Annotated in this window: 8 protein-coding genes and 1 pseudogene; 3 read left to right on the top strand and 6 right to left on the bottom strand. The window is 43.4% G+C overall.

Annotated features, from left to right (window positions below; translation table 11 throughout):
- Positions 1-50: 50 nt before the first annotated feature.
- A complete protein-coding gene (locus ADH27_RS02325) occupies positions 51-1,679 on the bottom strand; it encodes a putative polysaccharide biosynthesis protein (protein ID WP_048715365.1) in 1,629 nt (542 codons plus the stop codon).
- Between the two features lie 85 nt (positions 1,680-1,764).
- On the opposite strand from ADH27_RS02325, the gene ADH27_RS02330 reads away from it, so the two are divergent.
- Complete coding sequence (locus tag ADH27_RS02330; RefSeq protein WP_048715367.1) at positions 1,765-3,210, top strand: UDP-N-acetylmuramoyl-L-alanyl-D-glutamate--L-lysine ligase; 1,446 nt, start codon at positions 1,765-1,767, stop codon at positions 3,208-3,210.
- A gap of 38 nt (positions 3,211-3,248) precedes the next feature.
- Here the strand turns inward: ADH27_RS02330 and ADH27_RS02335 are convergent, their stop codons facing one another.
- The 4 genes from ADH27_RS02335 to pflA form a co-directional block, all read right to left on the bottom strand.
- Positions 3,249-3,899: a DUF1803 domain-containing protein gene (locus ADH27_RS02335; RefSeq protein ID WP_048715369.1), complete on the bottom strand. Its 651-nt coding sequence runs from the start codon at positions 3,897-3,899 to the stop codon at positions 3,249-3,251.
- Positions 3,883-4,395 (bottom strand): YiiX/YebB-like N1pC/P60 family cysteine hydrolase, encoded by a 513-nt coding sequence (locus ADH27_RS02340; RefSeq protein WP_048715371.1) that lies wholly within the window; start codon positions 4,393-4,395, stop codon positions 3,883-3,885. The genes ADH27_RS02335 and ADH27_RS02340 overlap by 17 nt, the downstream gene beginning before the upstream one ends.
- Positions 4,396-4,458: 63 nt before the next feature.
- A complete protein-coding gene (locus ADH27_RS02345) occupies positions 4,459-5,394 on the bottom strand; it encodes a manganese-dependent inorganic pyrophosphatase (RefSeq protein ID WP_048715372.1) in 936 nt (311 codons plus the stop codon).
- Between the two features lie 128 nt (positions 5,395-5,522).
- Positions 5,523-6,317 (bottom strand): pyruvate formate-lyase-activating protein, encoded by a 795-nt coding sequence (gene pflA, locus ADH27_RS02350; protein WP_048689741.1) that lies wholly within the window; start codon positions 6,315-6,317, stop codon positions 5,523-5,525.
- Positions 6,318-6,532: 215 nt separating this feature from the next.
- Between pflA and ADH27_RS09825 the strand changes: the two are divergent.
- Positions 6,533-6,715 (top strand): annotated as a pseudogene (locus ADH27_RS09825) (UTRA domain-containing protein); the annotation flags it as partial.
- 263 nt (positions 6,716-6,978) lie between these two features.
- Positions 6,979-11,868 carry a glycosyl hydrolase family 95 catalytic domain-containing protein gene (locus ADH27_RS09830; protein WP_082160968.1) on the top strand — a complete coding sequence of 1,630 codons (4,890 nt, stop codon included), beginning with the start codon at positions 6,979-6,981 and terminating at the stop codon, positions 11,866-11,868.
- A 542-nt stretch (positions 11,869-12,410) separates the two neighbouring features.
- Here ADH27_RS09830 and ADH27_RS02360 read toward each other — a convergent pair.
- A complete protein-coding gene (locus ADH27_RS02360) occupies positions 12,411-13,214 on the bottom strand; it encodes an ABC transporter ATP-binding protein (RefSeq protein ID WP_048715373.1) in 804 nt (267 codons plus the stop codon).
- Positions 13,215-13,227: the final 13 nt, after the last annotated feature.

Here is a 13,227-nt window from a genome sequence, read left to right on the forward strand (position 1 = left end):
CTTCAAACTATAATGAAAAAAAGAGGTGGGATAGCCCCAACCTCTACTGGTTATGAAATATGAAATTTATTTCGAAGACTAGCTGCCTTGCTACCAATGAAGCGATCTAAAAAACGAAGACGAAGACCGAGGCCACCGTATACGACGATTCCAACACCACCAATCAGAGCTACATAAATCATGCTGGTCACTCGACCATTTGGTTTGATCACCAAGCCGAGGATAAAGCCTGCAACTAGGACCACCAAGAGCATGATCAAGGTGAGAATGGCTGTCAATAAGCTCCGTTTGAAGACTGTCTTGCGATTGAAATGAGTCACCTGATGAATTTCCTTGTACATAAGAACAATCGGAATCATGAGACCAATTGTAGTAGAAAGAAGAGGACCATAGGCTTTAAAGACATAAATGAACGGTACTTGGAGAATCAGTTTTACCAATACTCCATAGCCAAAGTAAAGAATTGCCTTCCGATTTTGGAAAAGAGCCTGGATCATTGGAGAGAGAACCGTATACAAGCCTAGGATGACCGTTTGTAACATGGCTAAGATAAAGAGTCCCAAAGCCAGGGAATCTGGTTTCCCGTAAAAGACCGTATAGAGAGGCTCTGCAATGGCTACTGCTCCAATCGTCGCTGGAAGCAAGAAGGCTACTAGCATGGTCAAATTATCTTGAACCAGCTTACCTGCAGCCCGGAAATCACCCTTGACATAGTTCTCTGTAAGAAGAGGGATTCCCACCCCACCGATCGATGTCGCAACTGCAATTAAAATCATGGTGATCTTGTTCGGATTCGCTGAAAAGTAGCTGAACTGAACCAACAGCTCTGAACGAGTGAAGTTGGTGAACCAAGACATGACATTGCTATAGGTCATCTGGTCGATAATTTGAAAGAGTTGAATGGCTGATCCTGTCACAATGAACGGAATTGCTTCACGAATAGTATCCCACAAGAGAGCCTTGGTATCAATCTGGCTATCAGACTCTGGGCGATGGATAATGTGCTGTAGAAGCCCTGTTTTCCAGAGGTAATAGACGAGGACTAGAAGACTCGCTCCCATCCCAATAAAGGCTGCAAAAGTGGACTGGGTCACAGCTTCAACGTAATCACCTGAGCCTACCTTCATAATGAAGTAGGCTGTCAAGAGCATCCAGATAACCCGAATCACTTGCTCAGCAATTTGACTGATAGCATAAGGTTTCAGATTGTTATGCCCTTGGAAGAAGCCACGAATGACACTCATGGAAGGGAAAATCAAGACTGCCCAAGACAAGCTCTGCATGACAGGGATTAGGTCTTTCCCACCTCCTGATAGGTTTGCAAAGACTGGAGAAAGCACATACATGATAATGGCAAAAACCAAGCCCAATAAAGACATGAACTTAAGGAAGCCACGAATCATGGCAAAACTGTGCTCTTCTTGTCCCTTGGTATTGTACTTGGCCACTTGCTTAGCGACTGCTACCGGGACGCCTGCTGTTGAAATCAGCAAAAACCAAGCGTAGATATTGTAGCCCATAGTGAAGAGACCGTTTGCCTCTGCTCCATGTTTGCCCATCCAGATATACCAAGGGATGATATAGGCTGCACCTAAGAGACGACTAATGAAATTGCTGGCTGTTAACCAGACTGTACCTCGAAGCATCTGGGCCTGTTGATTACTTGTTTCGTTACTCATATGTTTCCTCTACTTTATAGTCTTCTTTATTATAAACTTTTCCTTTACACTTGTAAAATAAGGTCTTTCAGTTTAAAATAGGATTATGATAAAGATAGAAACTGTACTAAACATTTTAAAAGAGGATCACAACTTTCGTGAGATCCTACAAGACGGAGAATACCACTATTCAGCAAGTGGTGTTTCTTTTCATCAAATAAGCTACGATAGTCGAAAGGTCAACGCTGAGACCCTCTTTTTTGTCAAGGGGGCAAATTTCAAGAAAGAATTTTTGGAACAAGCAATCGAGCAAGGTCTCCAGTTCTATGTCGCTGAGCAAGAGTTTGAGGTCAGCATCCCAGCCATTATCGTTACGGATATCAAACAGGCTATGAGCTTGATTGCCATGGAATTCTATGGCCACCCTGAGCGCCAGCTAAAACTCTTAGCCTTTACAGGGACCAAGGGCAAAACGACTTCTGCTTACTATGCCTACAAGATTCTTGAGCAAGGCCACCGTGCAGCCATGCTATCCACTATGAATACAACCTTGGATGGTAAGACCTTCTTCAAATCAACCTTGACCACTCCAGAAAGTATTGATCTTTTTGAAATGATGGCCCAAGCGGTTGCCAATGATCGGACCCACCTGATTATGGAAGTTTCCAGCCAAGCTTATTTGGTGAAACGGGTTTACGGTCTGACCTTTGATGTCGGTGTCTTCCTCAACATCAGCCCTGACCATATTGGACCAATTGAGCATCCAACCTTCGAAGACTATTTCTACCACAAACGTCTCTTGATGGAAAATAGCCGTGCTGTTGTCGTCAATAGCGATATGGATCATTTTGAGATTCTTGCGGAGCAGGTTGCTGAGCAAGACCACGACTTCTACGGTAGTCAATCAAGCAACCAAGTCCACAATTCAAAAGCCTTTAGCTTTTCGGTCACTGGCAAGCTGGCAGGAGATTATGATACCCAGCTCATCGGTCACTTCAACCAAGAAAATGCTGTGGCAGCAGGTCTTGCCTGCCTTCGCCTAGGAGCGAGCCTCGGGGATATCCAAAAAGGGATTGCTAAGACGCGCGTTCCTGGCCGAATGGAAGTCTTGACTCAGAAAAATGGGGCCAAGGTCTTCATCGACTATGCCCATAATGGAGATAGCTTGAAAAAACTGCTCTCAGTTGTCGAAACCCATCAAACGGGGACCATTTCACTAGTCCTTGGATCAACCGGTAATAAGGGAGAGAGCCGCCGCAAAGACTTTGGCTTACTTTTAGAAGAACATCCTGAGATCCAAGTCTTCCTCACAGCTGATGATCCCAACTATGAAGATCCTTTGGCTATCGCTGAAGAGATTAGTAGTTTCATCACGCGACCTGTCGAAAAAATCGCAGATCGCGAGCAAGCCATTCAAGTGGCTATGGCAACGACCAGCAAGCCTGAAGATGCTGTTATTATCGCTGGAAAAGGAGCTGACTGCTACCAAATCGTCAATGGCGTAAAAGAAGAATATCCGGGTGATGCCGCCATTGCTGAACGTTATCTATAATCAAACGAAACAAGGCTAGGAAATTTTCCTAGCCTTGTTTATTGTTTGATAAACATCAGCCTTTCCTTGTCCAAGTCCACTGCTAATTCATATTTGCCTTCATCATTTTTGCGGATATAGCCTAAGACTTCTAAACTATCGACAAAGATATCTCTGCGCTTTTGCTGGACTTCTTCTTTTTTGAGGAACTTGAGCAAAAAGCTGGTCATATACTTGAGAGCATACTCGGGATTGACATCGCCCAAAATAGCATAGAGCTTTTCTTGTTCCTCTGTCAATGGATATTGGTGTTGCACCTTGTAGAAGTAATTGGAAAGTGTCTGTGCATTTCGTTCGAAGTCAGTCTCCTCTATGAGAATTGCTGCATTGGTAGTATTGTGGAGTTCTGTTTGGAAGACCTTGGCTTTTAATTCTTGATAAACTGCACTGTCCTCTCGAACAAAGACCTCTTGATCCAGTTCAACTCGATCAGCTGACTCTAAGAAAGGCAAATTGAGAGTGTAGCGTTTATTTTCTCGAAGGATGAAGCCCGCTTTGATATACTCCTCCATCAGCTTATCCACTGGTTGATCTGAAAATTGGGCCTTGATTTGCCGCAGGATCACATCATCCTGCTGGTCCAGATAGTTGATCAAGTCCTTGAAAAATGGCTGACGTGTCAAACGTGTGGAATTAATGATTCGAATCATCCAAATACCTTTCTTTAAACTGTAGACGGGGAGACTGAGCTAACTGACTCGGGTTAGTCCCGGGCTGATCTAGGGGAACAGCTAGTCCGAGTTCCTTGTAGTAATTCAGCCAGAACGGACTAATCTCCTCTTCCCCATCTCCAAACTTCATGGGAATGGTTTCAAAGATAGGAATTAGTTCAGCGATGAATTGGGAACAATAGAAACCATCTCCATCTGGATAAAAGGACGCATTGTAGGGAGACCCTAAAAGGTTTTCTGCCCGCTTTTCGACCTCTGGACAATCAATCTGTACATAGCGATAAAGGTCATAGACTTTTCCAGCTTCAAAGAAATCTTCGGGTGACTGGGAAAGAACACCGCCTTCCATCGTAGCATGATAGACCTGTCCGTCCAAAAAGATAGCCACATGGCTGTAGTTACCTGTCGAAGTCTGAATGGCCTGCCCCATTTCCGTATCTTCTCTCACAAAAATCAAATCACCATTTTCTAACATACTTCTCTCCTAGCAAAAAAGGAGTCGAAACTCCTTTTTTATAATGGGTTTCCCCATTTATCATTATGCATTAAAGCTTTCAGTCAATTGAGGAACCACTTGTTTCTTACGTGAAACGGCACCTGGAAGGAAAGCGTGATTGTTTTCAAGTTTGAAGTTGAAAGCTGCTTCTACCTTGTCCATATTAGCACCAAGGGCCAAAATTTCTGAGTTTGAGTTGACAATATCTGTAATCATCAAGACAAAGTCAGAGTAGCCGTTAGCTGCATTTGCGGCTTGGATGGCTGCTTCGATTTCAGCTTGGCGTTCCAAAACTTCAGCAATATCAACTGTGTTCACTTGAGCCACACGAACGTTGTTTCCGTTCAATTCAAAAGTCTTAGCATCGATGTCAATCAACTCTTCTGCTGATTTGCTTGCCAAGTTGGTACCAGCCTTGAGCATGGCAAGACCGTATTCTTCCAAGTTGACACCAGCCAATTCTGCCAATTCAGGCGCAATCACTTTATCAGATGGGTGTGTTGTTGGAGATTTCAAAAGGAGGGTATCTGAGATCAAACCTGAAAGCATCAAACCAGCGATTTCTTTTGGCACTTCTACACCGTGTTCTTTGAACATGCGGTACACGATAGAAGATGCTGATCCAACTGGTTCCAAACGCATGTAAAGTGGGCTGGCAGTTTCAAAGTTAGCCACACGGTGGTGATCCACCACACCATATACTTCTACTTCAGCGATATCTGAAACAGATTGTTGGAATTCATTGTGGTCCGTCAAGATGACTTGCTCTGCACCTTCTGCTTTGGCTGATGTGATGACGCGTGGTGCTTCCACACCAAAATAGTCCAACACGAAAGCTGTTTCTTCATTTGGAGTTCCAAGAGCCACTGCTTCTGTATCCAAACCATAAGCTTCTTTTGCAAGATAAGCAAAAGCTACAGATGAGCCGATGGCATCTGAGTCAGGATTTTGGTGACCAAAAACGAGAATTTTTGACATGTTTCTACCTCTTCATTTTCATTTGTATATTCACTCTATTTTAGCACGTTTTTCCGTTTAAAGAAAGGGAATAGTGATGCTTTTCATCAGAAAAAGACAGCTGGAAGGACCAACTGTCTCGATCTATTTTATCCTTTAACCCGTTTCAAGTAATCTTGGTAACTTTCAGTTTCCATCAAGTCCTTCGCATTTTGGACCCGTTCTTTTGTCGGTGGTTTCACACCCTCCAACTTGTAAGGAATGCCCAATTCCCGCCATTTGAACTCACCCATGGTATGGTAAGGCAAAATCTCAAATTTATCGACATTTTTAAGGGTTTTAACAAATTTCCCAAGTTCGATCAAATCATCATCTCGGTCTGTAAGCCCAGGGACCAAAACGTGACGAATCCAGACGGGTTTTCCAATATCAGACAAATACTTGGCACAGGCTAAAATATTCTTGTTCGTTTGACTGGTTACAAATCTGTGCCGTTCATCGTTAATTTCCTTGATATCCAGAAGCACCAAGTCTGTCACTGCCATTAATTTATCAAATTTTTCCAGGTAACGAGGGGTATTGCGGAAAGGCAGAGCACAGGTATCCAAGGTACAATGAATGCCCAATTCTTGAGCCTTGGTGAAGAGGGCAATCAAAAAGTCTATCTGCAAGAGGGCTTCTCCACCACTAACCGTGATCCCACCTTTTTGACCCCAAAATCCACGATAGCGGAGGGCTTCTTCTAGGACATCATCCACTGTTCGTTCTCTAGACATGTTGGTTTCCATAGCCCAAGTATCCGGGTTATGGCAATACTGACACCGCATTTGACAGCCTTGAAGAAAGACAATAAAACGGATCCCTGGTCCATCCACTGCACCGAAGCTTTCTGTAGAGTGTACCATTCCTGTTACTTTTCCATAGTCAACTGTTTCATTTTCCATGTCTTGTCCTTCTCTCTTGAAAACGTTTTATGGTTTTATTATACCATGATTCCTTGTGAATAAAAGGATTTTAGTGATTTTTTAGAAAATAAACTGTTTTTCAATTTCAACCCATTGTATTAGTACAGGCCCTTCCAGTCGCTCTTGGCTGATCCTATTCTCTCTGGCAAAAAAAGAAAACGAAGAGCCGTTTTCTTTTTTTTAATATCTTAAGAATCTTGATCTCACCAATCGATAATCGCGACAAAATCTTACTGGATCTTGGAAAAGACCAACACGTGGTGACGGTCCGCTCCCAAGTTCACCTAGCAGACGGACGACAATTCCAGTTCACCGAAAGTCGACACAAATTAGACAAGTTTCATTTTGTCGACTATGCAAAAAGACATCAAAAATAAAGTACTCCGCTGACAGTTGAGAATGGACTCAACTGTTTTTTTACGATATCCGAAAATGAAAACCGTTTTCAGCCCAAAATAATAGCTAATTTATCTCTTATTTCTCTACTATTTCAAGAAATAACACTCTCAAATATGCATCTTACCTAAAAGCTATTGACATTTTCCTGTTTCCCTATTAAATTGGATATGATAGAAATAAATATGAAGGGACTGTCTTTAACTAAAAATGTAAGCGGTCTCAAAAATTAGAGGAGAGTTCTATGGACCAAAGATTTTTGGAAAAATCCTGTCGTTATAGTATCCGCAAACTAACTGTTGGTACGGCTTCTGTTTTATTAGGAGCCATTTTTCTCGGCTCACACCAGGTAGGTGCTGATAGTATTGTTGGAAGCCAAAACGAAAGCAACCACCTTGAAGCTGCCCCAGCCATAGAGAGCCCGATTGATGGAACCGGAGAAGCCAAACCAGAAAATCCGTATAGCGCTCCTATTTCTGAAGAAAAAAGCTCGTCACCTGATACAGAAGTTCAAAGCAAGCATACAGCCACTTCGACTACTTCGATTGAGCCAAATGAAGAAAGGGAAACTATGAAAGTTGAGACTCCCGTGGCCAAACAAACAGATTATCATTTAAGCTACAATCAACCTGCTGCTGCTAGCTATGATGGGTGGGAAAAGCAAGCTCTCCCAGTCGGAAATGGAGAAATGGGCGCTAAGGTTTTCGGACTCATCGGCGAGGAAAGAATCCAATACAACGAAAAAACTCTTTGGTCTGGTGGACCACAACCGGATAGCACCGACTACAACGGAGGAAACTACCAAGATCGCTACAAAGTCTTAGCAGAAATCCGTAAGGCCCTTGAAGCCGGAGACCGCCAAAAAGCGAAACAGTTAGCCGAAGAAAATCTAGTAGGACCAAACAACGCTCAATACGGACGCTACTTATCTTTCGGTGATATCTTCATGGTCTTTAACAACCAAAAGAAAGGTTTGGAGAACGTTACCGACTATCACCGTGACTTAGATATTACCGAAGCTATCACAACTACTTCTTATAGCCAGGATGGAACCACCTTTAAACGCGAAACCTTCTCTAGCTATCCGGATGATGTTACTGTGACCCATTTGAGTAAAAAAGGGGATAAGACCCTCGATTTTACCCTTTGGAATAGCTTGACAGAGGATTTACTTGCGAATGGTGACTACTCTTGGGAATATTCGAAGTATAAACAAGGGGCAGTCACGACCGATTCAAATGGTATCTTGCTCAAGGGGACTGTCAAAGACAATGGTCTTCAATTTGCCTCTTATCTTGGAATCAAGACAGATGGACAAGTCACTGCCCAAGATGGCTATTTGACTGTCACTGGAGCCAGCTATGCGACCCTTTTACTCAGTGCCAAGACTAATTATGCTCAAAATCCAAAAACCAATTACCGCAAGGATATTGACGTAGAAAATACTGTTAAGTCTATCGTAGAAGCTGCCAAGACAAAAGATTATGAAACTCTAAAAAATAACCACATCAAGGACTATCAAAGTCTCTTCAATCGTGTTCAACTAAATCTTGGTGGTAATAAGTCTAGCCAAACGACAAAAGAAGCTCTCCAAACCTATGATCCTACAAAAGGACAAGAACTAGAAGAGCTCTTCTTCCAATACGGCCGTTACCTCCTCATCAGCTCTTCTCGTGACCGGACAGATGCCCTTCCTGCTAACTTGCAAGGTGTCTGGAATGCTGTAGATAATCCACCTTGGAACGCTGATTACCACCTCAATGTCAACCTACAAATGAACTATTGGCCTGCCTACATGAGTAATCTTGCAGAAACGGCTAAGCCAATGATCAATTATATCGATGACATGCGTTACTATGGCCGTATTGCTGCTAAAGAATATGCCGGTATCGAATCCAAAGAAGGTCAGGAAAATGGATGGCTGGTTCATACTCAGGCGACACCATTTGGATGGACTACTCCTGGTTGGAATTATTATTGGGGTTGGTCTCCTGCTGCCAATGCTTGGATGATGCAGAATGTCTATGACTACTATAAATTCACCAAGGATGAGGCTTATCTCAAAGAAAAGATTTACCCAATGCTCAAGGAAACAACCAAGTTCTGGAATTCCTTCTTGCACTACGACAAGGCTAGTGACCGTTGGGTTTCTTCTCCGTCTTACTCGCCAGAGCATGGTACTATCACGATCGGAAATACTTTCGACCAATCTCTAGTTTGGCAACTCTTCCACGACTATATGGAGGCAGCCAATCACCTCAATGTCGACCAAGATTTGGTGACAGAAGTGAAGGCTAAATTTGACAAGCTCAAACCACTCCACATCAACCAAGACGGCCGTATCAAGGAATGGTACGAGGAAGACAGTCCTCAATTCACCAACGAAGGCATTGAAAACCACCACCGTCACGTTTCTCATCTAGTTGGACTCTTCCCAGGTACTCTATTTGATAAGGACCAGCCTGAATATCTGGAGGCCGCACGAGCAACCCTGAACCATCGTGGAGATGGTGGAACAGGTTGGTCCAAGGCTAATAAAATTAACCTCTGGGCTCGTCTCTTAGACGGAAACCGCGCTCATCGTTTATTGGCAGAACAGCTAAAATCTTCAACTCTAGAAAACCTCTGGGATACCCATGCGCCTTTCCAAATCGATGGGAACTTTGGTGCAACCAGTGGGATGGCAGAAATGCTCCTTCAGTCTCACACAGGCTATATTGCCCCATTACCAGCCCTTCCAGATGCTTGGAAAGACGGTCAAGTCTCAGGTCTCGTGGCCCGTGGCAACTTTGAAGTCAGCATGAAATGGAAAGAAAAAAATCTTGAGACATTAGCTTTCCTTTCCCATGCAGGTGGAGATTTAGTGGTCGATTATCCAGACATCGAATCGAGTATTGTCAAGATTAACGGGAAAGAAATCAATCCAACTCTTCTGAAGGGCAATCGGATTCAGATTGCCACTCAAAAAGGGGATCAGATCACCTTTGAAAAGTTACCAGAGCAGGTCACTCGCCTATCTGCTGTGAGAAAAGATGCTGTAACAGCTGAACTCGATTTCAATCCGGTTACAGATGCGACCCACTATGTCATCCGTCGAGAAAGCAAAGATGAAAGCAGTGACGCTCCTTCTATCAAGGAATTCCTAACCAATGTCACTCATTTCATCGATCGCTCCATCGATTCTCTCCATAGCTATAGCTATTCTGTTAGAGCCATGATTGGGGAGCACTCAAGGCAAGCATCCGAATCTGCGTCAATCCAACCAGTTGTCGAATTGATGGACGACAGAGATCCTCGTGTTCAATATGGTCCTGCCTTCCATAACTGGGAAGACGCTGACCTATTTGCAGGAACTGAAAAATATGCTGACCTAACTGTCGATAGCTATTCTGACAACGATGCCACTGCTAGGATTACTTTTAATGGACGAGGTATTGAAATCTATGGCCTCAAATCATCTGAATTAGGCCTAGCGGAAGTTCAAATCGATGGCAAGAAAGTAGGAGACCTAGATTTCCACACATCGGGAGAGACGGAAAAAAGTGCTCTAATCGGTCGGTTTACAGGACTTCCTGATGGAGAGCACCTTCTGACTCTAACCGTGAAGAAGGAGCATTTGAACCGAGGGAATGAACGCTCAAAAATTTCCATAGATTACTTTAAAATCTATCCAGGTCAAGGGGCGACTGTTGAAAAGATGGATGACAGAGATCCTCGTATCCACTATGGCTCCTTGTTCAAGGACTGGAGCGAATCAGGCTTATATCAAACGACAGAAAAATACGCGACTCTCCAAAACGTGGATCCATCTCAGTATGCTGAGGCCAAAGCAACCATTCCATTCACTGGTACAGGTATTCGTATTTACGGCTTAAAATCTTCTGACTATGGAAAAGCCTTAGTCACCATAGATGGAAAAGAAATGCCAAGTTTGGACTTCTACTCAAGTGCTGACTATGAAAAGAATGTGTTGATTGGCGAGTATACAAACTTAAGCAATGGAGATCATATCCTCACCTTGACAGTCGATCCTAACTCTCCAGATGACCGAAAGATGATTTCTCTGGATTCATTTGACATCTTGAAGCCGTCAACAGTATCCCTCGATACTCCAAGCCTGGCCCCAATAAAAGCAGGCGATCAGACGATTACCCTCACACTTCCGTCTGGGGAGTGGGATGCTATTGCCCTTCATTTCCCTGGGGAAAAAGATCCTGTTTTCCTCAAGAAAACCGATGATTCCCACGTCACCCTATCAGATGGAAATCGAGTGTTAGCGATTAAGGACCAGCAAGTTGAATTGCCGATCCCAGAAACTGCTCATCAAAAACAAACTCAGCTCATCACAGCCTATGCCATCCGAGGAAAGACCATCACTAGTCCGGTCGTCTCTCTGTTACCTGCTATTGTGACAAGTTTGGGAGACCAAGAACCTCCTGTAGTGACCCTTCCTGAGTACACAGAGCCAATCGGCACTGCTGGACAGGAGGCAGCTATCCACTCTCTACCTGAATATGTCCTTCGAGTACTAAAAGACCAAGCAAGCCAGGTAGAGGTCATTAGTGGAGAAAATGAGATTGGTAGTGACAGTCATTTAGAGATTCAAAAGGTCCTTGACCAAGGTCTCTTTGGCAAAACCTACGATGCTTTCAACCTTCAACTCAAGGATAAAGAAGGGAATCCAGTTCCAGTAAAAGGAAGTGTACTGGTACGACTTCCACTATCAAAAGAAGTGAAGCAAGTCTATGTCTTGACTCCTAATCAAGAACTCCAAGCAGTAGCATTTACACTACGAGAGGGCATGATTGAATTCATGGCACAAGAGTTAAGAACCTATGCCATTGTTTACCAGTCGGAACCAGAAGTCGGAACCCTTAGTCCAGATTCCTATGAAAAAGTTGAGCCTATCGTCTCAGGAAGAATGGTTCAAAACGGGAACATTCTAGTTGAAGAGTCTACTCATCCAACTGATATCAGAAACACTCTGACTAGTGTTCCAAATTCCAAACAAGGAGATGCTTCATATGAACAACTTCCAAAAACCAATCAGGAACAACGTTCATACCTACTCTTCTTAGCAGGACTTAGCCTTGTTCTCGCAGCTACTTTCCTAGAGAAAAAGAAAACCGATTAGCTTGATGTAGCTAACAAGATCAATAAAAAGTATGGAATCTCCATCCTTTTAGAATGTAGACAAACTGTTTTTTAAATCAAACAACCTAATTGATGCAAAATAATGAAAATGATATTTTTTTCAAGGTTCATTCAAACATACACTGAAACTTTTCGCCGTGAGAAATGTGCCTGAAATACAATTATTTCAGGCACTCGGGAGTTTTGAGAGTAAAACAGTTCGGGGAACTGTTTTAGCCTGAGCCTAAAAAATTGAAAAGCGAAGGGGCTCAAAACTAAGTCATGGAACTTCTTTGAAGTTCGCTGACGTCCGTACTCACCTAAGAAAAGTTTCTGAGATGACTTTGTCATCAATCTGAAAGAGGCTGGGACAAAAGTCCTAGCCTCTCAATTGTCTTTGGATTGTCGTGCAAGACGCAGTGGTTGAGTGGGCTCTACTACGCTGATTTCATCAGCTTTTACAGCCCTACTCAACTGTGCGGAGGTGGGACGACGAAATCGAATTCTAACGAATTACCGATTTCTGTCCCACTCTCTTTTAGTTTATCCTAATACCAATTCGTCACTCACCAAGGTTTCACCACTGTTCTGATGGAAAAGGCGCATCAAGTCTTCAACCGTCAGGTTCTTTTTTTCTTCCCCTTTAACGTCGACCACAATCTTGCCTTGGTAGAGCATGATCAACCGATTGCCATATGCGATGGCATGGTTCATATCATGCGTAATCATCAAGGTTGTCAAATCATGACTTTCCACGATTTTTTGCGTCAATTCCATGACCATTTCACTGGTCTTGGGATCGAGCGCTGCGGTATGTTCATCCAGTAGCAAGAGTTTTGGTTTGACCAAGGCAGCCATGACCAAGGTCAAAGCTTGCCGTTGTCCCCCTGATAAGTATTGCGTGTCCACTTTGAGGCGATTTTCCAAACCAATATTGAGTTCCTTCAAAGCCGTTTTAAATTCTTCGCGGTCTTTTTCTTTGACCCCCCAACTGAGTCCCCGTCTTGCTCCACGTTTTTTAGCAATGGCCATATTTTCTTCAATGGTCAAGCGGGAAGCCGTCCCCATCTTAGGATCCTGGAAAACACGCGCAATATCCTTGGCACGCTTCCGAACACTAGTCTGCTTAATGGATTTTCCTTCTAAAAGGATATCTCCTTGGTCCACTTGCAGGCCACCTGCCAGAATATTCATCAAGGTCGATTTCCCAGCTCCATTTCCTCCGATGACGGAAATGAAATCTCCTTCTTCTACTGTCAGATCCAAGCCTTTGAGAACATGGTTTTCATTGACCGTACCTGCTTCGAATGTCTTATGGATATCTTCAATTTTTAACAATGTTGCCATTTATCTTCTCCTT

This window comes from Streptococcus sp. 343_SSPC (assembly GCF_001072385.1).
Lineage (GTDB): Bacteria > Bacillota > Bacilli > Lactobacillales > Streptococcaceae > Streptococcus.